Below are 19863 nucleotides of genomic sequence, written 5' to 3' on the forward strand. Positions count from 1 at the left end.
GCAATGTAATTTTGGTATTATATTGAGGTAGGAACTACCTTGTTAGCTTGGGTAAACTTGTACTGTTGGGTATATTGACCAAGAAGCTCCCACTTCTATAAGTGGCGAGTAGTTCACGAAAGATCTTTGTAAAGAATAACCTAGAAGGTATTCAAGAGATATTTGGAGTAGATAATATAGATCATAATATAAACACTATAGAATCTTTAGAAAAGGATATATCTTATGTATTTACTTCTGATATAGAGAATGCAAATTCAATGAAATTAAGTATAGCAATAGAAATGATACAGGATATTCAGTAATGAATGAAGGTATTAATAACTTATAAATAGTTTTAGTAAGGAATACTAAAAAGTTATATAAGATATAGATTAGGGGTTAAAAAAGCCCCTTTTTGTATATGAAAAATAGGCTTAAAGCATTGATATTACTAAGAAAGAAAGAAGGGGTATACTCCCTATGAGTACTAAAAAGAAGAAAATAAGTTTTAGATTAAGCAGTCCAAAGGATATAAGAAGGACTTTAGCAAAGGTTACTAATATGATTGCTAATGATGAAATAGATGTTAAAAAGGCTAATGCAATAATTTACTCATGTAATTCTATTTTAAACAGTATTAGAACTGATGAATTAGAAAAGCAAGTTCAAGAGTTGGAGGAATTGGTTAATGATAAGTAGGAATAGGTTAAATAAGATTAAAAAGGCTCTAATAAAGGATTTAGATAAGTTAGTAATTATAAAATTTTCAGATGGTAGCGAGTTAAAAGTTACTGGAGCTACTATCAATGAAGCATTTGCTAATTATGATAAAGGAACAGAATTTACAAGAGCAATAAAAGATAAAGAAATAGTTAGTTGTTCAGATCATGGAAAGTTAATTCATGTTATACAACAGTTAATAGAAGGTTAGTTAAAGAGGTCACAGAATGAGTAATGAGGAATTAGTACAACTATATCAAAATGGAGATAAAAAGGCATTAGAAAAGCTTATGCAAGCAAATACAGGTATAATACATAAAATAGCAAATAAATATAATGGCATAAATAGAGAGTTAGAATTTGACGATTTATTTCAAAGTGGAGTTTTAGGACTTATTGCAGCTGCTAAGAAATATAAATTTGATATAGAGAATAAAGCTAAATTTATTACTTATGCAGTTCACTATATAAATAGATATATTAATAGTTGTGTAAATGGAAAGACAAGTAAGGATATAGAAAATAATAAATTTTATCATCAATGTACTAGCTTAAATAAACCAACTGGAGAAGATGAAGAAATAGAGGTTGGTGATAGTGTAGCATATGTAGATTATGGATTTGAGAATATAGAAGAAAAGCTATTTTTAAATAAGTTAAGAGAAGATCTTGAGGAAGTAATGCAGCAGAAAAATACTTTAATGCAAAGAGAAATATTAAAGTTTAAATATGGTTGGAACACTACACCAATGAAATTAGATGATATAGCAGATATATTTGGCATTACTAGGGATAAGGTGAGAAATATAGAGAGTAATGCATTAAGGAAGTTAAGAAATAGCTCATGGGCTATGAGTCGTATAAAGGAGTTTGCAGAACTTGGATATATAGATAAGTTTCATTTGGGTATATTTAGAAATTGGGGGGATAGATGTATAGATATAATGCACTTGCAAAAATGTAAGCGTATTTTTTATATTGAAAAGGAAAAGTTGTGTGGATAGAGAATATTATGAATATAATTTATGCTTAGTTTGAATAATTTTAATCATAATTTATAATATTAAATAATAAAACATTTGCATAGTTAGTACAAGATAAGATATTATAAAATAGAGAACAAATTAATGGGATATTTTTCCTAGAAAGTATATAATATAATTAAAGATTAATTTATGAGAGATCTTTTTAGAAGGGAGAAAAAATGAAAAACTGGAACTTGAAAGTTAAAGAATTTGGTAAGATAAAAGAGGCTGATATTGAGATATCACCTTTTACATTGTTTGTTGGTGATAATAATAGCGGTAAAAGTTATCTTATGTCATTGATTTATGGAATAATGAAAATTAAATTAAATCCATTTGAATATAATATTAATAAGGAAAGTGAAGCATATAAAGGAATAATTAATTGGATTCAAAGTTTAGAAATGGAAAAAGACTTTGAAATAAAAGTTGAAGAAAATCAATTTAAATTATTTATCAATATTTTAAATGAAACATTAATGAATAATAAAAAAAGATTTATTAAATCAATTTTTAATACGGAAATAGAATTAGGAGAAATAGAATTAACATTTAAGTATAATGATAGATTATATATGAAAAAAACTGTTAGAGAAACTTTTATTGAAGCTGTTGGTGAAAATGATAATGAAGTTTTTAGTGATATATTAGAAAGAGAAAAAGAGATTGAAATATTATTCATTGAAAAGGATGAGCATGGAAGGTTAAAGGGTGGGCTTAGAATTCCAAGTGAGGTTTTTAATAAATATGATTTGGTGATATTTGGTATAATACAACAAATAATAAAACTTAATTGTTTTGATTGTTCAACTAAAGGGGTTTGTTATTTACCAACATCAAGAACTGGATTTCTTTTAACTTATAAAACATTAGTTGAAGGATCAATAAAGGATAAGTTTAATGCTGGAGAAACAGAAAAAAATTTATTAACTAGACCATGCAGTGAGTTTCTTACAGACCTTTCATCAATTTCAAAAGATGATCTTAGAGAGACATATAATCATATAGTAAAATTTATTGAGGAATATATAATTGATGGTAAAGTTGAAATTGATGAAACTCCAATTAGTGATTTAAAATATATACCTAATGGAAGCAATGAGCAGTTACCTATGTTTATTTCATCAGGTGTAATAACTGAAATGACACCATTATTATTAATGTTAAAATATAAAAAAGATTTATGTGCATTAATGATGGAAGAACCAGAAATGTGTTTACATCCTAAATTACAATGGTTAATATCAAGAGCTTTAATTCAAATAGCTAATACTGATACTCAAGTAATTATTACAACTCATAGTGATATTATATTACAAAATATAAATAATATCATAAAGCTTTCAGCAAATAGTAATAAAGAGAAATTGATGAATGAGTATAGATATACAGAAAAAGATTTAATTACGTCTGATAAAATAAAAATGTATCAATTGGATGTTATAGATCATAAAACAACTATAACAAAATTAGAATGTGGAGAGTTTGGATTTGAGGTTCCTACATTCAATAAAATGTTAGAAGATTTATTAGAACAATCTAGAGCTTTTGAGGAGTAATAGAAAATGTTTAATAAAGAAATAGATAAAATGATAAGCTACTTAAAAAAAGAAAAAGATTGTATTGAAATATCAGAAGAAAATATATATTTAGAAGAGAAATCTAAAGACGGAGAAGCTGAACTGAAGTTAATGGTCAATAATCCATGTATTGTTTTTAAACAAGTAGATAAGAATTTGAACTCCTATCTACACTATAAGAGATGTGCAGATAGTATAATTTTTGAAAAAGTTAATGATACATGGATTTTACATATATTGGAGTTTAAGAAAACTGTTAAAAGTAAAGAGTGGAATGGTATAAAAGAGCAATTCCTGGGAGGTTTTTTAAATGCAAGAAGTCTAGCAGGATATTTAGGAATTAATATAGATTATAATAATATAAAATTATATACTTGTTTTAGAAATGATAAGATAAGAGCCCAAAGAGCTGCAACACTAATAGAATTAAGAAGCCAAGTTGGAAAGTCTTTAAAAAATACTGAGGTAGATGATTGGGAAAGTGGACAAGTAGAATTATATGCTTTTAATAAATTAAAATGTGAACATAGTAGAATTATATTAGATAAAGATACAGGGGGGGGGAGCTATTCTCTTTTCTAATTTATGAAGAGTATAAATTATTAATGTATAAATAATCTTAATAATTGTACAAGCATTGTATACATATATGTTTATAAAGAATAAAATTTAATTAATAAAGTAAGTATATAATTGAAAAAGGGGTAAAATTTAATTTGCCCCCTTTATTGCCCCTTATAGAATAAAAGAGTATAATTTTTTATAATGAAAAATAATTTATAAATTAAGTATTTAAGCCATTTTATGATTATGATAATATATAATAAATTTACATTACCCCTCCCAGAAGGATGGGACGAGTAAAAATTATGAATTATGAGTGATGAATGATGAATTTATTGCTGATTCATAATGTTGTGCATTAATAGAAATGTAAAATTAAAAATGAAAATATAAGTTCATAGCAATATGAATTAATTTAAGTTTTTAATTAGTAATAACAAAGAGAGTTAAAGCAGTTTTATTTAGAGATAATTTAGATGAAACTGCTTTTTTATATTAAAAATTTATAACGCTTTTATACAAAGACAAATAAATTTTCTTAACGTATGTTCCACTTCAGGAATAAAGAGTTTCTAAGACTCATTCAGATATTTCCTCCAACATTATATTATTCTGATAGCTAAAGGAAACAATTCTTCATTTCATTGGGAATTGTGAAAATAGTTGATATAGGCACTTTCTATGAGGGTAAAACTTTATAGTAGGTGTTTTTTATTTTGCATTGAAACACTACGATTCCTTAAGAAGAATATGCTAAAAATTTATAACTGGCTGTCGCTCAGACAAATAAATTTTCTTAACGCATGTTCTTCTTCATTAACAATGAAATTCCAGCAACTTATTTAGATATTTCCTCCGAGTTTATAATATCCTTTATAGCTAAAGGAAACAACTCTTTGCTACACTCAGAGTTGTGAAATTATTGATATATACACTTTCTATGAGGTGAAAACTTTATGGAAAGTGTTTTTATTTTATCTAGAAACTTTAATGTTTCACTTCAGGAATAAAAAGTTTCTAAGACTTATTCAGATATTTCCTTCAACATTATATTATTCTGATAGCTAAGTGATTAGGAGTTAAAGAGGAAGAAGTATTATATAAAAAAATATAGTTCTAATGAGAAAGGTGAATCGTTAAAATGATAAAATATATATTTTAAAAATTAGAAAAGTACTAAAAATAATTTCTGATGGTTACCAAAATAGTAACAAATTATTAAAAAGCCTGTACTATAAGGTGTCTAAACAAAGTAATACAGCCATTATCTTAAATAAATGGTGCCGTTAGCGGGAATCGAAACAATAAATTATAATAACCCAATAATGTAATATAAATACTCTAATAAGAGGTAATATATTTTTGGGTAATGTAATAAATATTACTAAGATAAAAATATGTAACGGAGGATTACTGAATGGGGAATAATGAAGATTATTATACAAATAAAATTAACTGCAATCCTTATAATAAAGACTTTTATATTGAAAGAGCTGATTATTATAGATAAGTAGGAAATAAAAAAGGAGCATTAGATGATTATACTAAAGCAATAGAGTTGGATAAAAATAATTATGTTGCTTATTATAAACGAGGAGATGCATATTCAGACATAGGTAAACTTAAAGAAGCGTTAGAAGATTATGATACATCAATAAATTTAAATGAAAAGTATACAAAAAACAATGATGCTTATGTATATTCTCAAAAAGGTAATATATATAAAATGAGTAAAAAATATGAAAATGTGTTGGAGTGTTATAATATAGCAATAAGCAAAGATAATACTATGCCGTATGCTTATTGCCAAAGAGCTGATTATTATAAAGAAAGGGGAGAAAAGGAGTTAGCAATAAATGATTATAGTAAGGCTATAAAGTATGAAAATACTAATGAGTATGCATATTGTAATAGAGGTAATCTATATGAAGAATCCGGTAATAAAGAAAATGCACTAAAAGATTATACTAAAGCAATTGAAATAAATAACAACGTTTATGCATATTGCTAAAGAGGAAGATTACTCAAAGAATATGGACAATATGATGAAGCATTAAAAGATTTTAATGAAGCTATTAAAAGGGAGAATAATAATGTATATGCATATTGTCAAATAGGTCATTTAAAGATTCTAAGAAATGAAAAAGAAGAGGCATGGGAAGCATATAACAAAGCGATTGAAATAAAACCTCTTATGATTATATTAATGAAGGATAAGAGTTTTTGTAAATATGTACAAGAAAATGTGAAAAATAATGAAGAAAAAAATTAATAGCTAATCTTTTCATAGCAGTTATGAGTTTGAAAGAAAGTTTTTTATATAATAAAACAGATGAAAAATATTGTTTTAAACAAGTTGCACATTATACCAAATTGAATTCTTTAAAATATCTATTTAAACTTAATAGACATAGTAGTGAAGAATCAATAAATAATAAAAATAAAGATAAATCATATCTACGAATAAATAATGCAGCATATATGAATGATCCAACTGAATGTGTATTATTTATTAATTTATTAAAAGCGAGTAAGAAAGAACTAGTAAAAGAGTTAATCGATGATTTATACGAAGATACAAAATCAAATGAGAGGGTTAATGTATTGAAGGGTAAAAACCATGTTTTCTTGTTAAGCTTTTCAGAGGCTATAGATACATCACTACCAATGTGGGTACAATATTCGGATAATGGGAAAGGATGTTGTTTAGTATATGATATATCAAGATTTGATAAAGAAGAAAAAAATTCCATTGGATATCCTAAAAAAGAAAGTTATGAAGAAGAAAATATTACTGATGATGAAATCGATAAAGAAGTCAGCGAAAATAATGATACTTATTGTTTATATAAAGTAAAATATTTGGATGAATTATCAAGTGATAAAATTGATGATGATATTAGAGATTATATAGAGTTAATTGGTAGTAAACTTATAGATTTAATAAATTATATTAATAAAAATGAAGAAAGAAGTACTATAATTAAAAATATTATAATAAATATTTTAGATCAAGTTAGATTTTTATTTAAGGATAAAAATTATGAGCATGAAAAAGAAGTTCGAATAGTAAAAAGAGTTAATGCCTTTCATAGTAGCTTAAAAAGATGGATAAGGAAGTTTAATGGTGTTTCAACCAAGTTCCTAACTAACTACTTTTTTTGATATAAATGGACTCAATTATTTAAAAGAAAAATGGAAAGAAATAAGCTTAAGAAATTTTTTATTCATGCTAATTCAACACATTCTATATCTTTAATAAAGGATTTTAAGATTAAAGGGCTAATTTATGCATAAGAGGTAAAATTTGTTTTAACTTTGCTGTTTCTAGTGTACAATAAATATAATGATTTATGAACAATTGTAATTTTATACGAATTAGTTGATTATTAAAATTCTTATTGTATAAATCAATTATAGTATATTGGAGGAGGTAATGTGAAAAAAAGAAAGATAGGAATAGGTACAACTTCTTTAGTGTTATTTATTATAGGTTCTTTATTTGCCTTTACATTTAATAAGGTTTGTATAGGAGATAATATTTTAAATTATATTGGGTTAAAATCATGGTCTAATGGAAATCAAGGAACACATTATACAATATTCTACTCTCTATTATTTTATATTCCATCATTAATTATTGGTTATAAGTTTAATGATAATTTTGGTTCTAAAGTTGGTAATATACTATCAACTATTATGGTAACAATTATAATAGTAACTTCGTTACTTTTTACAGCCATTATCTAAATTTAAATTTTGATATTAGTAAAACAATCTGAATATATTGCGATTTAAAATAAAAGTAGACAAGATTACTATTTGTACACAAATTTAAGAAGAGTAATTATTGGAACATTAAGAATTCAAAATTGCTTTATATAATATATTGAACTAATAATCTTATAATTTATGAGGAGATTTAAATGAATAAAAGGATATTTTTTAAATTAGGATTAGTGTTATTATCTCTGTCACTTGTGTCATGTGGACAGAAGAATAATTCAGAAGATAATAACCATGAAGATATGCACCAAGATATTCAATCAAATATAGAACAATATACTCAAGAGGAATCAACTGAAGATGAATACTATACAATAATAAAAGATGCTTGGCAGAAACAAAAGGATTATATTAAATCTATTGAGGACTCTAAAGTAAAACAATCAGTACAAACCTCAAGGTCTGCTGCTATTATGGAAGCAAATAGATTGCTTATAGAACATCCAGAAGATTCAGATGCAATAAATTCAAGTTTAAAGAGGGTTCTTAATGATGAATAATTTTAACATATTACGAACTAGAGACCAGTGAGTTAGAAATCACTGGTTTTTTAAATTCTGTATATATTATCAACATTATTTTAAAACAGAGCCTTATATTAATAAGATTTGTTTTGATAAACTGTTGATATTTCATTAATTATACTAAGTGGTTATAATATACAATATAACTATTATTTAGATGGTAGGTAATTTGAGAGTTTATTAAAAATGTTACTGGATTTTTAAGAGTAATAATTTATGTTTGTGAGAGGTTAGAGGATGAATTTTAGAATTGCTAAGATGGATGATTTACCACAGCTTAAAGTGGTATATGAAAATATAATTGAAGAAATGAATTGCAACAATATTAAGATTTGGAATGAAATAATTGATGATAATCTTACATTACACGAATATGGCTTTGAAAGACAAGTATTAACTTGTAAGTATGATTTAGGGGTTGAGGAAAAGTGTTAGATGATTATAAGTGTCAGTATGTTAGTAGAATACATAAGGTTCAAGATTATATTGAAAATAACTATTGGAGGAATATGTCTACCAAAGAGTTGTCTGATGTAGCTGGTTTTTCAAAATATCATTTTAACCGTATTTTTAAAAGTGTATTACATGAGTCTTTATCTCATTATGTAAATAGAATTCGTATGGAGTATGCTTTGTTTATGCTGGCCCATAGAGAAGATAGAAATATTACTGATATTGCATATGATTTACTGATTCAGCTATTTTTTCAAGAGCTTTTAAAAATTATTATGGAATAAGTCCCTTTGAGTATAGAAAAAAATATAGCACGAAATGCAAAGAAAATATTTTTATATCCATGTACAATAAATCTGAGAAAAAGAAAGAATGGGTAACAAATCCGTTTTCTATAACTGGACAAATTCAACTTAAAAAAGTGGAAGAATTTCAGGTGGTATATATTAGACACACTGGTAACTACACTTCGTTAGCTAAGGAATATGCAAGATTAATGGAAAATCTTTTTAGAGCTGCAGCAAAACAGAAACTTTTGAAAGCTGATGAAAATCAAGTTCTTGCCATGTATCATGATAATCCTGAATTCGGAAAGGAAGAACAGTTTCGAACTAGTTTATGTATAACTGTTCCTAAGTCTTGTACAGCAAAGGAAGACGGAATGCTTGGCGTAATGACTATAGAAGGTGGATTATATGCAGTGGGACATTTTGAAATCACCCAGGAGAAATTTGAAGATGCATGGGATTATGTGTATCAACAATGGCTTATGACAAGTGGATATGTTCCAAGAAATGCTTGTCCTTTTGAGGTGTACTTAAATAATCCTCAGCAAGAAAAAGATCATATAATTAAGGTTGACATCTATTTGCCAATTGAACCCATTTGAAGAAATGGAGGAATTTTAAATGGATACAATAAAATTAGAACAAATCATTAGAGAAAAGTATGGGAATACTGGTGCTATTATAGTGCAAAAGAATGGAGTATCTGTGTATGAGTATTATGAAAATGAATGTACTTTAAATAAAGGAAAATGGAATGGACAGCAAATTGTATCATCAGAGTGGATTTATGAGAGTACAGAAGAAAAAAGCAATTGGAATGATTTAAAATATGGTTTGTTATGGTGGATTATTGATAAAGAAGAGCATTCATTTGCTGCTTTAGGGGATGGTGGCAATGTTATATACATTAATCCTAAGGAGAATATGGTAATTATTATTGCTTCATATTTTAAACCAAGGGTTAAGGACAGAATGAAATTGATAAAGGAATATATAGAGCCTATGTGGAAGGAATAGAAGGATTCATATTAATAATGGAAAATAGATAAGCTTATGCCATGTTCAGCATAAAAATGAGAGCACCTTTTCTTTGGTGCTCTTATTTTTATAAGTATATTTTTAATTAGATTCATAAAGGTTCTCAGAACATAGAGTTATTTATATTTTTTTACAAATTACAGAAATATGATATTATATTATTAATAGGAAATATTTTGTATTTATATGAATAGAATATTATAAATGGTAAAAAGGAAGGGAAGCTAAATGTATAAGTCGTGTGAAAATGATGAACAAACGGCTAAGTTATATATGATAAACATGGAAATTATAATATAGGACATAGTCTGCATTTTTATTTAAAATGGAGGTTATGTCTTTTTGCATTTATATTTTTTGAAAGGATTAATGAACAAATTTAAATAAATGGTATTCATATAGAAAATGAAGAGTTAAATTAAAGATAAGGGGAAATATGTATGGAAGATAGTATATCGAGTATCTTAATTTTAGTTTTATTAATTACAATGTCTGCTTATTTTTCAGCAACAGAGACTGCGTATTCTTCGTTAAATAAGATTAAGCTAAAAAGTATAGCTAATAAGGGAAATAAAAAAGCAAAGCTTGCTTTAGAGCTTTCTGAAAAGTATGACTCAGTGATATCAACAATTTTAATTGGTAATAATATTGTTAATATTGCCACTGCATCTTTAGCAGCAGTTTTATTTACAAAGTTACTAGGTAGTTCAGGTGTTACAGTATCAACTATTGTTATGACTATTCTAATACTTATTTTTGGTGAAATTTCACCAAAGAGTATAGCAAAAGATATTCCAGAAAGTTTTGCCATAGTTTCAGCACCATTGCTTAATGTTTTTTGCATTATTTTAAAGCCTGTAAATCATATATTTTGTCTTTGGAAAAAGCTCATAAGCAAGGTATTAAAAATACAAAAGCATTCAGGTATAACTGAAGATGAAATATTAACAATAGCTGAAGAAGCAGAAAATGAAGGTGGAATAAATCCACAGCAATTAGAAATAATTAAAAGTGCCATAGAGCTTAATGAACAAGAGGTTATAGAAGCTTTCACACCACGTGTTGATATGATTGCCGTAAAAGATAGTTGTAGCAAGGAAGAACTGCTGAACCTATTTATTGAAAGTGGATTTTCAAGGATTCCAGTTTATCATGATAATATAGATAATGTCATTGGTATAATCAATGAAAAGGATCTTATTAATATTGTAGTAAATAATAACAATGAAGAAATAAGTAGCATAATTAAACCGCTTAATGTTATACAACCTCATATGAAGTTATCGCACTTACTAAAAGTTTTACAAAATAATAAATCTCATATGGCTCTTATAGCAGATGAGTATGGTGGAACCATGGGGATTATAACTTTAGAGGATATTTTAGAGGAATTGGTAGGAGAAATTTGGGATGAACATGATAAGGTAGTAAATGATATTGAAAAGATAGGTGAAGATGAATATATTGTTAGAGGTAACGCTAATATAGAAAAGGTATTAGAAGAGGTTGATTTGGAAGATGAATTTGAAGTGAATTCAGTTAATGGCTGGGTTATTCAACAGTTTGGAAAGATACCAAAGGTAGGAGAAAGTTTTGAATATAAAAATCTTAAGATAGTAATCCAAAAGGCCACTAAGCGATGTGTTCTAGAAATAAGAATCACAGTAGATGAGCCAATGGAAATATCAAGTTAATTTAGAAGTAAAAAAGTAATAGGATGCAAAAATACATCCTATTACTTTTTAGATTATATATTTTTGATTAATAATTATAAATTTAATAAAAGTTGATGTTTATTTTACAATGGTAGATACTTCACTTAGGGGTTGACGTTTCTTAGGAGTGGCAGGCTTAGCACGGTAACCAAAAGCACAACCAAGGGTTACTTGGAACTTTTTAGTGTCTAGCAAACCTTCCTCCACAAGAATTTTAGTAACAGCTTTCTTATCCATTCCTCCAATAGGGCAAGAATCAATTTCTAGCATAGCAGCAGTAAGCATCATGCTTGATAAAGCAATATATGTTTGTTCAGTTGCATAGGCTTGGAAGGCTTTATCATTATCAAACATATTATCTACATTTTTTAAAAAGCCTTTCATCATATTATAATGTTCATCAGTAAGGTTTTGCACATCTTTTAGTAAATATTCGATGTAATGAGAATCAGATTTGATTTCATCAGCAGTTCTAGTTAATAATACAATAAAGTCACTGCAAGTTTGAATTTGTTTTGCTCCACCAAAGCATACTTCACTTAATTTATCTTTTAGATTTTTATTTTCTACAACAATAAAGTGCCAAGGTTCAATACCTACAGAGCTAGGAGCTAAGCGACCTCCTTCTAGGATAACATCTAAATCTTCTTTACTTATACTTTTTTGGTTATTAAATTCTTTACAGGCATGTCTAAAGTTTAATATATTAATTACTTCATTTTTATTCATAAAAAGCATACTCCTTTATTTATAATTTATATTAAATTAATTTTTATGTATATCAGCATATATTATTATTGTCTTATTTTAACATATATATAAGGAGAGTTTCAATACTGTGAACAGGAATAATCTTTTTAAATCAATGGAAAAATTTTATATAAAGTGGTAGTATAGATTCATATAAAAATATTAAAGTGGGAGCTATATATATGAGTGAAGTAGAAAAAAAATTAAAAGAATTTGCTGAATATTTAAAAAAAATAAATCACTATACTACAGCAGGAAACCTTATGTATTGGGATATGACTACAGGAATGCCAGAAGCTATGGCAGAATCAAGGGCAGAAACATTATCATTCTTTCAAACAGAAGTGCATAGCTTGAATGTATCACCAAAAATTGCAGAATTTATAGAATTTTTTGAAAGTCATATGGGTGAATTTGATTATATTCATAAGAGAATGACCGAACAGCTAAAGAAAAAGTATGAAAATCAAAAGAGATATCCAGAAGAATTTATCAAGGAATTTTCACTAGCAGCATCAAGAGGAGAAGTGGCATGGGAAAAAGCAAAAAATGCTAGTGATTTTGATGTGTTTAAACCAGCCTTAGAAAAAATAGTGGATCTTACTAAAAAGTCTATAGAATACAAAGGCTATGAAGATAATAAATATGATGCCCTTCTTGATGATTATGAAGCAGGCCTTACAGTAAATAAGCTTGATAAAGTTTTTGGAGAATTAAGGGATGGTATAGTAGAAATATTAAATAAAATAAAGGTCACAGGAAAGACAATAGATGATTCCTTCTTCCATAATCATTTTCCTAAATCAGAACAAGAAAGCTTATCTTTAAAGATTTTAGATCTTATGGGTTTTGATTTTAAGAGAGGAAGAATGGATGAAACAGAGCATCCTTATACACTTGATATGACTAATAAGGATGTTAGAATAACTAATCATTACTATGAAAATGATTTTACTTCAGCATTATTTTCAGCTATTCATGAAGGTGGTCACGCACTTTATGAGCAAGATATACCAGATTTATTGGAAGGTACTGGTTTAAATGTTGCTTCTTCTATGGCAGTTCATGAATCACAATCAAGATTTTATGAAAATATCATTGGAAAGAGTAGAGAATTTAGCAATTACTTATATAAGGAAGCAATTAAGCAATTTAATGAACAATTTGATGGAGTTTCAGAAGAAGAGTTTTATAAGGCATTAAATAAAGTTACACCATCGCTTATTAGAACAGAAGCAGATGAGCTAACTTATAGTCTTCACATAATAATAAGGTATGAAATAGAAAAACTTTTAATTAATGATATTATAGAGGTTAAAGACCTTCCAAAAGTATGGAATAAGAAATATAAGGAATATTTAGGGGTAGAGCCTACAAGTGATAAGGAAGGTGTATTACAAGATGTACATTGGTCAGATGGATCATTTGGTTACTTTCCAAGCTATGCTTTAGGAAATCTATATGGTGCACAAATGCTTCATAAGATGACTAAGGATGTACCAGGAATTTATGAGGAAATTGGTAAAGGAAATCTTCAGCCAGTGCATAAATGGTTAAAGGAAAATGTTCATGAATATGCAAATCTTTATGATCCAAGTAATTTAATAAAGAAAATTACTGGGGAAGAGCTTCAAGCAAAGTACTTCCTTCAATACTTAGATAATAAATATAAAGCTATTTATAACTATTAATATCAATTAAAGAGGTAGCCCATTAGGGCTGCCTCTATTTTGATAAAGAAAATATGGTTAATCTAAACTATAATTCTGCCATAAATCCTGAAAAATCATTTCAGCACCTTTTTTATAGTCATAAGTACTGGTATTGTCTTTAGACTTCAGTAATGACCAACAGGCATTCCAAAACTTAACAACATAAAGATAATAAGCAAGCTTCTTATAGTGATAATTGGTAGGTTTATGAAAATAGAACTTTAATAGATTTTTTTTACCCTCATCATTCATCATCCAAGATAAAGTGGCAAGGTCGTAGAATATATCACCTATGGCTGAAAACTCATAATCTATAAAGTATAAATCATTGCCTGTAATAAGTATATTTGATGGATTGAGATCATTATGACAAAGTCCTATATCCATATTCTCTAAGCAAAAATATTCAATAGTTTTTAGTTTATCAATTAGTATATTGATAAAGGTAGGTAATTGAAGTTGATTTTTTTCGCATAATAATAAGCTTTCCTTAATTTCATTAAAAGGATTAAAGTGCTTACAGTATTTCAAGCTATGAAGAGTTTTTAATTTTGTAGTTAAATCAGCAATGAAACCTATGGAAGAAAATTCTCTTTCATTTGGCATGTGTCCATTTATCCATTCAGTAACCATATTGCCAGAAGCGGCTGAATAATATAAAAGCCTTGGAGCTATGTTGTTTTGTGCGCATATTTTTATTATATTTTTTTCTTCCATGTCTTTAGATTTATTACATATTCTAATAAAATAAGGAGTATTTAAATATTCAATTTTATAGCATTCATTATTAAGTCCGGATAGTTTTGTCTTAATAGAAACATCATTAATATTGAAATTAAGCTCCTTTAAAATAAAGTCATTTAATTTTAAATTCATAATATCACCTTAAGATTTTAAATGAAAAATTTTAACTGAAAATTATTGTATCATATTTCAACTTACGGTAATACAGAAATAAATTAAGTAATTTAAGAAGTAAAATTAAATATGTAAGTTATATTGAGCTAAGGAAAAATCCTAGCTCTTTTGTTTTTGCTCATGGTTTGGCCACAACATTTAGGTACATCCTCTTCCATAACATTTACGAATACTTCTTTGCCACAGTTTTTACAGACATATGTGCCATTATGATTATAAGACATAAATAACGACTCCTTTTTCATTTAAACTTATATATACCAATATAAGTAAAATATGATATAATTATAAATATTGTAAATTAATTTAAGGAGGTAGGGAAATGGAGTTTGAACTAATGATACCTTTTGGTGTTGTGATAATTATATTTGCTACCATTATATGTAGAAAATATATTTTTAAGAAGAGTGATGAGGATATTATTACATGTGATGAAGGTGAAGATAATTTTAAAATAAATAAGAATTATTCTGAAGATATAGCAAGGATAAATATAGTTGATTATAAAGAAAATAATAGTGAAGATACTATGGAAGATTTAGTTAGAGAAAGAGATTATGATGATTATTCTAGGAGTATGGAAGAAAGTATAATAAAAACAAGTGCTAGATATTACGAGGAAAAGAAAGAAAAAGAAGAGGAAGAAAGAAAATTAAAAGAGAAAGAACATGAAAAAGAAGTTTTACAGCAAAGTGAAAAGGGAAATATGAGGCTAGTTGACGAAGTGCGTAGACGTAGTTTAAATGAGGTTATAGCAGAAGCAGAATTGAAAGCGAAGAGAAGAAAGAAGATGGATGAGATAAAAAAGACAAGAAAAATGACAGAACATCATATGGAAAGATAAAAGTTAAGCATAATATATGCTAAACGAACAGATATAAAAGATATAATAACTAAAGCAAGTATTATGAAAAATATACCTAAGCAAAATCACATAGAAATATTAAAAGATTATGATTAAGTAGCCGTTTTTGGCTGTTTTTTTATACAATCAAATAGAGATAAGTGTTTATGAATATGATATAATTTATCAAAAGGTTGCTGTTAATTATGGCTATAAATGTAAAAAATATCATTGCCAGTGCCTTACTTGAGCTGTGTGAGACAAAATCATTAGAAGCATTAACAGTAAAGCAGATTTTAGAAAAAAGTGGTGTCAGTAGACAAACATTTTATAATCATTTTATTGATAAGAATGATTTAATCCAATATGTCTATAAGGAAAAGATTATTCCAGATTTTCATGATAATAATATGAACATAAGCTTTTATGATTCGCTAGTAATAGCTTTTGAAAATATGAAAAAATATCATTATTTTATGAAGCAAGCATGCCTTATGGAAGGGCAAAATTGTTTAAAGGACTATATATTTAATCATTGTAAAGAATTTGATTTGAAGTGGCATCAAGAACTATATGGAGACGAGCCTATGCCTGAATCATTAAGATTTGCCACAGAATATCATGCAACTGCATCAAGTAGCATGACTCTTTCATGGATATTATCTGATATGCCTGTATCTTGTGAAGAAATTTCTAAGATGATTACTGAAATGCGTGGCATAGGCATGGAACAGCTTTTTAAGAATGGAAAGACCAAAGGTAATCCATATAAGAGAAATTGACAAATCACGTGAAATGTCAACTTTTAGACAACTGAATTTTTATGTAAATTGAATTCCCCTTTTCCGTATATTAAGATAAATGAAAAGAGGCAAGTGGTTGCTCCAAAATTAAACAAGCAGGAGGATATAAAAATGAAATATGTTCAATTAGGAAATTCAGATTTAAAGGTTTCAAGGGTATGCGTAGGTTGTATGGGATTTGGTGAAGCAGAAAAAGGAATGCACTCATGGACTTTACCAGAAGAAGAATCAAAAGAAATCATAAAATATGCTTTAGATAATGGTATTAATTTCTTTGATACAGCAATGGGATATCAAGGTGGAACAAGTGAGGAATTTCTAGGAAAGGCAATGAGAGAATATGCTAAAAGACAAGATGTGGTAATTGCCACTAAATTTATACCTCGTACTATGGAGCAAATAAAGGAAGGCATAACCGCAAGACAACACATTGAAACATGTCTAAATAGTAGTTTAAAGAGATTAGAGATGGATTATGTTGACTTATATATATTACATATGTGGGACTATAATACTCCTGTAGAATAAACTATGGAAATCCTTCATGAGATGATTCAAGCTGGCAAGGTAAAATATATAGGAATATCTAATTGTTATGTTTGGCAGATTGCTAAAGCCAATGAAATTGCAAAAGCTAATGGATGGGAAACATTTATATCAGTTCAAAATCATTATAATTTAATATTTAGAGAAGAAGAAAGAGAAATGGTATCATACTGTCAGGAAGAAAATATTGCAATGACACCGTATAGTTCACTGGCATCAGGTAGACTTGCTAAGCATCCAGGAGAACAATCAAAACGTTTAAGTGAAGATAAATATGCTAAAGGTAAATATGATGCTTCTTATAATGATGATTTAAGGATTATTGAAAGGGTAGAAGAGATAGCAGATAAAAAAAATATTTCCATGACAGAAATTTCCCTTGCTTGGTTGATGACAAAAGTTACTGCACCAGTGGTAGGTGCTACTAAGAAACATCATATTGATGCTGCAGTAAAGGCAGCTGATATCATTTTAAGTGATGAAGAAATTAAGTATTTAGAAGAATTATATAAACCACATCCATTAGTAGGGGTTATGAGTAGTAATAAATAAACTCTTTGTGCAATGATTTAATTTTTATAAAATTAATGAAGTAAAGAGGTAAGTTTTATAGAAATATGCTTTATCTCCATGTATAATAAACAACAGCATCATTTATATGATAAATAATAACCGTTAAAATTGGAGATGAGCATTTATGAAACAGTATAATAAAGAAGAGTTAATAGAGAGTTTAAATGTTATAGATTCAACAATCAGAAACTGTGAAAAAATACATCCAAAGTTTTCAGAAGGGACATCCCAGCATACACTTTTAAAAAATAGAATCAAAGCTTTGTATGTTTCAAAAGCCTTGATGAATAATGAAAATACTATAGAGCAGTATACAAAAGAGGATATGCTAGCAGCATTGCCACCAGTAGTTTCAATAATCAGTAAATCAGAAAAAGCACAGTTGAAATTTGCTCAGGGAACTGGAGCCTGTAAATAATTTTGTGTATTCTAAATTTCCTCTTGGAAATAATGAGTGATTTTGAAAATCTAAATTTTATTTAGTTTTGTCTAAATATAGGTTTTATTGACATTTTAAATATTACCCTATATGTATATTATCCCCACTTCTTGGGAATAATATACGTTAGGGAAAATATCAAAAGAACTTTATTTTAGGTTTATCCTAATTTGAGGTTCTTTTTTCATATAAAATATCACTAAAAATAATATTCAATTGATTAATAACTAAATCCCAATCTGAATAAGCTCTGGTCCATTTCCTTGCTACACGTTCAACGGCTAGATATAGCATTTTCATTAAACTATCATCATTAGGGAATATTAATTTTGTTTTAGTTATTTTTCTAAATTGACTATTTAAACTTTCTATAACATTAGTTGTATAGATTATTTTTCTTATATTACCAGGGAAAGCAAAGAATGTACTTAAGTTATCCCAGTTATCTTCCCAACTCTTTATTGCATTAGGGTATTTATTACCCCATCTATCTTTCATAGCAAGTAAATTATCCATAGCAATCTCTTCGTTAACGGCAGTGTAAACACCTTTTAAATCAGCTACAAAAGCTTTTCTATCTTTATAAGGTATATACTTCATACTAGAACGTATTTGATGTATTATGCACCTTTGTATTTTAGCAAATGGGAAAGTAGCTCCGATAGCTTCCTTGAAGCCATTAAGACCATCAACGCAGAATATAAGCACATTTTGAACACCTCTATTCTTTAAATCGTTTAATACAGATAGCCAGAATTTACTTGATTCATTAGCTCCAATCCATATTCCTAAAACTTCTTTTTCTCCATCTAAATTGACGCCAATAACAACATACGCAGCTTTAATCACTACTTGTTTATCTTCTCTAACTTTATAATGAATTGCATCCATAAATACAAATGAGTATGTTTTTTCTAGAGGTCTACTTTGCCATTCGGCTACCAGCGGTAAGATTCTATTTGTAATATTAGATACAGTTTCAGCACTAACATCTACTCCATAAAGTTCTTTTACTTGTTCAGAAATATCACGAGTTGTCATTCCAGTTGCATATAAACCTAATATTTTTTCCTCTATTCCATTAACTGATCTTTGATGTTTAGGAATAATTTTAGGTTCAAATTCACCATTTCTGTCTCTTGGTATATTTATTTCAACTGGTCCTAATTCTGTTTTTACTGTTTTCTTTGAATAACCATTTCTACTATTATCAACAGATTTACTACTAGAATCATACTTTCCGTAGCCTAATGCTTCATCCATTTCAGCTTCTAATGATTCTTGAAGCACATCTCTAAACATATCTTTTAGAGCATTTAAAATTTCATTTGGACTAGTAAAGTTTTGCTCCTTAATATATTCTCTTAATAATTCTTTCGACATATTTGACATATAAAAAACTCCTTCTTGTAATAATTTTTTATCTCAATTATTGCCAAAAAGGAGTTGATTTTATTCAGTTTACACAAAGTTTTTTACAGAACCAGATGAATAGGATGTTAAAGAATTTTAAGCGTATAAATCCAAGCACTTTTTTGTTTTTCTAAAAAAGAAAGGTATTAAATGGTTACTTCATTTAATACCTTTTATTGTAAATTTAATTT

The 19863-nt window shown here is 27.5% G+C and carries 23 protein-coding genes and 3 pseudogenes; 22 read left to right on the plus strand and 4 right to left on the minus strand.

All coding sequences use genetic code 11. The annotated features are described in order from the left end of the window. The first annotated feature begins 101 nt into the window (after positions 1-101). From H8R92_RS03315 to H8R92_RS03390, 17 genes and pseudogenes are all read left to right on the plus strand, one after another. Positions 102-305, plus strand: coding sequence for a hypothetical protein (locus tag H8R92_RS03315; protein WP_186834740.1), 204 nt, complete (start codon positions 102-104; stop codon positions 303-305). A gap of 157 nt (positions 306-462) precedes the next feature. After that, positions 463-681, plus strand: a complete 219-nt coding sequence (locus tag H8R92_RS03320; RefSeq protein ID WP_186834741.1) for a hypothetical protein — start codon at positions 463-465, stop codon at positions 679-681. Beyond that, positions 671-913: a hypothetical protein gene (locus tag H8R92_RS03325; protein WP_186834742.1), complete on the plus strand. Its 243-nt coding sequence runs from the start codon at positions 671-673 to the stop codon at positions 911-913. The genes H8R92_RS03320 and H8R92_RS03325 overlap by 11 nt, the downstream gene beginning before the upstream one ends. 16 nt (positions 914-929) lie before the next feature. Then, positions 930-1706: a sigma-70 family RNA polymerase sigma factor gene (locus H8R92_RS03330; RefSeq protein ID WP_186834743.1), complete on the plus strand. Its 777-nt coding sequence runs from the start codon at positions 930-932 to the stop codon at positions 1704-1706. 200 nt (positions 1707-1906) lie between these two features. Beyond that, positions 1907-3286, plus strand: a complete 1380-nt coding sequence (locus H8R92_RS03335; RefSeq protein WP_186834744.1) for an AAA family ATPase — start codon at positions 1907-1909, stop codon at positions 3284-3286. A gap of 6 nt (positions 3287-3292) precedes the next feature. Then, positions 3293-3889, plus strand: a complete 597-nt coding sequence (locus H8R92_RS03340; RefSeq protein WP_186834745.1) for a hypothetical protein — start codon at positions 3293-3295, stop codon at positions 3887-3889. Positions 3890-5423: 1534 nt separating this feature from the next. Then, the gene (locus H8R92_RS13425; RefSeq protein ID WP_302631280.1) at positions 5424-5882 is read left to right on the plus strand and encodes a tetratricopeptide repeat protein; all 459 of its coding nucleotides are present in this window, start codon (positions 5424-5426) and stop codon (positions 5880-5882) included. 15 nt (positions 5883-5897) lie between these two features. Next, positions 5898-5984, plus strand: a pseudogene (locus H8R92_RS13430) (hypothetical protein); the annotation flags it as partial. Continuing rightward, the gene (locus H8R92_RS13435; protein ID WP_366461204.1) at positions 5985-6143 is read left to right on the plus strand and encodes a hypothetical protein; all 159 of its coding nucleotides are present in this window, start codon (positions 5985-5987) and stop codon (positions 6141-6143) included. 23 nt (positions 6144-6166) lie between these two features. Beyond that, a complete protein-coding gene (locus H8R92_RS13570) occupies positions 6167-7036 on the plus strand; it encodes a DUF2971 domain-containing protein (protein ID WP_436231585.1) in 870 nt (289 codons plus the stop codon). A gap of 273 nt (positions 7037-7309) precedes the next feature. Beyond that, positions 7310-7621, plus strand: a complete 312-nt coding sequence (locus H8R92_RS03365; RefSeq protein WP_022168340.1) for a hypothetical protein — start codon at positions 7310-7312, stop codon at positions 7619-7621. A gap of 176 nt (positions 7622-7797) precedes the next feature. Further along, positions 7798-8157, plus strand: a complete 360-nt coding sequence (locus H8R92_RS03370) for a hypothetical protein (protein WP_186834747.1) — start codon at positions 7798-7800, stop codon at positions 8155-8157. Between the two features lie 261 nt (positions 8158-8418). Further along, positions 8419-8616 carry a hypothetical protein gene (locus H8R92_RS03375; RefSeq protein WP_186834748.1) on the plus strand — a complete coding sequence of 66 codons (198 nt, stop codon included), beginning with the start codon at positions 8419-8421 and terminating at the stop codon, positions 8614-8616. Further along, complete coding sequence (locus H8R92_RS13135; RefSeq protein WP_302631279.1) at positions 8610-8918, plus strand: helix-turn-helix domain-containing protein; 309 nt, start codon at positions 8610-8612, stop codon at positions 8916-8918. Before H8R92_RS03375 ends, H8R92_RS13135 begins: the two co-directional genes overlap by 7 nt. A gap of 59 nt (positions 8919-8977) precedes the next feature. Further along, positions 8978-9523, plus strand: coding sequence for an AraC family transcriptional regulator (locus tag H8R92_RS03380; protein WP_243166574.1), 546 nt, complete (start codon positions 8978-8980; stop codon positions 9521-9523). Between the two features lie 19 nt (positions 9524-9542). Next, on the plus strand, positions 9543-9938 hold the full coding sequence (locus H8R92_RS03385) for a hypothetical protein (RefSeq protein ID WP_186834749.1): 396 nt from the start codon (positions 9543-9545) through the stop codon (positions 9936-9938). Positions 9939-10399: 461 nt separating this feature from the next. Then, positions 10400-11653 carry an HlyC/CorC family transporter gene (locus tag H8R92_RS03390; protein ID WP_186834750.1) on the plus strand — a complete coding sequence of 418 codons (1254 nt, stop codon included), beginning with the start codon at positions 10400-10402 and terminating at the stop codon, positions 11651-11653. 99 nt (positions 11654-11752) lie between these two features. Here the strand turns inward: H8R92_RS03390 and H8R92_RS03395 are convergent, their stop codons facing one another. After that, entirely contained in the window at positions 11753-12403 is a 651-nt protein-coding gene (locus tag H8R92_RS03395) for an NAD(P)H-dependent oxidoreductase (protein ID WP_022211696.1), read from the minus strand. 203 nt (positions 12404-12606) lie between these two features. On the opposite strand from H8R92_RS03395, the gene H8R92_RS03400 reads away from it, so the two are divergent. Further along, positions 12607-14115, plus strand: a complete 1509-nt coding sequence (locus H8R92_RS03400; protein ID WP_186834751.1) for a carboxypeptidase M32 — start codon at positions 12607-12609, stop codon at positions 14113-14115. Positions 14116-14172: 57 nt separating this feature from the next. Here the strand turns inward: H8R92_RS03400 and H8R92_RS03405 are convergent, their stop codons facing one another. Both H8R92_RS03405 and H8R92_RS03410 read right to left on the minus strand, forming a co-directional pair. Continuing rightward, positions 14173-15012 (minus strand): choline kinase family protein, encoded by an 840-nt coding sequence (locus H8R92_RS03405; protein WP_186834752.1) that lies wholly within the window; start codon positions 15010-15012, stop codon positions 14173-14175. A 128-nt stretch (positions 15013-15140) separates the two neighbouring features. After that, positions 15141-15278 (minus strand): hypothetical protein, encoded by a 138-nt coding sequence (locus H8R92_RS03410; RefSeq protein ID WP_022168089.1) that lies wholly within the window; start codon positions 15276-15278, stop codon positions 15141-15143. A 98-nt stretch (positions 15279-15376) separates the two neighbouring features. On the opposite strand from H8R92_RS03410, the gene H8R92_RS03415 reads away from it, so the two are divergent. The 4 genes and pseudogenes from H8R92_RS03415 to H8R92_RS03430 form a co-directional block, all read left to right on the plus strand. Continuing rightward, positions 15377-15898 (plus strand): hypothetical protein, encoded by a 522-nt coding sequence (locus H8R92_RS03415; protein WP_186834753.1) that lies wholly within the window; start codon positions 15377-15379, stop codon positions 15896-15898. A 206-nt stretch (positions 15899-16104) separates the two neighbouring features. Then, positions 16105-16680 (plus strand): TetR/AcrR family transcriptional regulator C-terminal domain-containing protein, encoded by a 576-nt coding sequence (locus tag H8R92_RS03420; RefSeq protein ID WP_186834754.1) that lies wholly within the window; start codon positions 16105-16107, stop codon positions 16678-16680. Between the two features lie 132 nt (positions 16681-16812). Beyond that, positions 16813-17799 (plus strand): annotated as a pseudogene (locus H8R92_RS03425) (aldo/keto reductase). A 145-nt stretch (positions 17800-17944) separates the two neighbouring features. Next, a pseudogene (locus H8R92_RS03430) lies at positions 17945-18223 on the plus strand (hypothetical protein); the annotation flags it as partial. Between the two features lie 201 nt (positions 18224-18424). On the opposite strand, the gene H8R92_RS03435 reads toward H8R92_RS03430, so the two are convergent. Continuing rightward, complete coding sequence (locus H8R92_RS03435) at positions 18425-19651, minus strand: IS256 family transposase (RefSeq protein WP_186834756.1); 1227 nt, start codon at positions 19649-19651, stop codon at positions 18425-18427. Between the last annotated feature and the right edge of the window lie 212 nt (positions 19652-19863).

The sequence above is a fragment of the Clostridium lentum genome (assembly GCF_014287815.1).
Classification (GTDB): Bacteria; Bacillota; Clostridia; order Clostridiales; family Clostridiaceae; genus Clostridium; species Clostridium lentum.

Bases quoted from the DNA above. Each gene is read 5' to 3' on its own strand.
- H8R92_RS03400 (WP_186834751.1), top strand. From the start codon at position 12,607: ATGAGTGAAGTAGAAAAAAAATTAAAAGAATTTGCTGAATATTTAAAA.
- H8R92_RS03325 (WP_186834742.1), top strand. From the start codon at position 671: ATGATAAGTAGGAATAGGTTAAATAAGATTAAAAAGGCTCTAATAAAG.
- H8R92_RS03405 (WP_186834752.1), bottom strand. From the start codon at position 15,012: ATGAATTTAAAATTAAATGACTTTATTTTAAAGGAGCTTAATTTCAAT.
- H8R92_RS03435 (WP_186834756.1), bottom strand. From the start codon at position 19,651: ATGTCAAATATGTCGAAAGAATTATTAAGAGAATATATTAAGGAGCAA.
- H8R92_RS03330 (WP_186834743.1), top strand. From the start codon at position 930: ATGAGTAATGAGGAATTAGTACAACTATATCAAAATGGAGATAAAAAG.
- H8R92_RS03385 (WP_186834749.1), top strand. From the start codon at position 9,543: ATGGATACAATAAAATTAGAACAAATCATTAGAGAAAAGTATGGGAAT.
- H8R92_RS03370 (WP_186834747.1), top strand. From the start codon at position 7,798: ATGAATAAAAGGATATTTTTTAAATTAGGATTAGTGTTATTATCTCTG.
- H8R92_RS03340 (WP_186834745.1), top strand. From the start codon at position 3,293: ATGTTTAATAAAGAAATAGATAAAATGATAAGCTACTTAAAAAAAGAA.
- H8R92_RS03375 (WP_186834748.1), top strand. From the start codon at position 8,419: ATGAATTTTAGAATTGCTAAGATGGATGATTTACCACAGCTTAAAGTG.
- H8R92_RS03415 (WP_186834753.1), top strand. From the start codon at position 15,377: ATGGAGTTTGAACTAATGATACCTTTTGGTGTTGTGATAATTATATTT.
- H8R92_RS13570 (WP_436231585.1), top strand. From the start codon at position 6,167: ATGAGTTTGAAAGAAAGTTTTTTATATAATAAAACAGATGAAAAATAT.
- H8R92_RS03390 (WP_186834750.1), top strand. From the start codon at position 10,400: ATGGAAGATAGTATATCGAGTATCTTAATTTTAGTTTTATTAATTACA.
- H8R92_RS03410 (WP_022168089.1), bottom strand. From the start codon at position 15,278: ATGTCTTATAATCATAATGGCACATATGTCTGTAAAAACTGTGGCAAA.
- H8R92_RS03420 (WP_186834754.1), top strand. From the start codon at position 16,105: ATGGCTATAAATGTAAAAAATATCATTGCCAGTGCCTTACTTGAGCTG.
- H8R92_RS03395 (WP_022211696.1), bottom strand. From the start codon at position 12,403: ATGAATAAAAATGAAGTAATTAATATATTAAACTTTAGACATGCCTGT.
- H8R92_RS03380 (WP_243166574.1), top strand. From the start codon at position 8,978: ATGTACAATAAATCTGAGAAAAAGAAAGAATGGGTAACAAATCCGTTT.
- H8R92_RS03335 (WP_186834744.1), top strand. From the start codon at position 1,907: ATGAAAAACTGGAACTTGAAAGTTAAAGAATTTGGTAAGATAAAAGAG.
- H8R92_RS03320 (WP_186834741.1), top strand. From the start codon at position 463: ATGAGTACTAAAAAGAAGAAAATAAGTTTTAGATTAAGCAGTCCAAAG.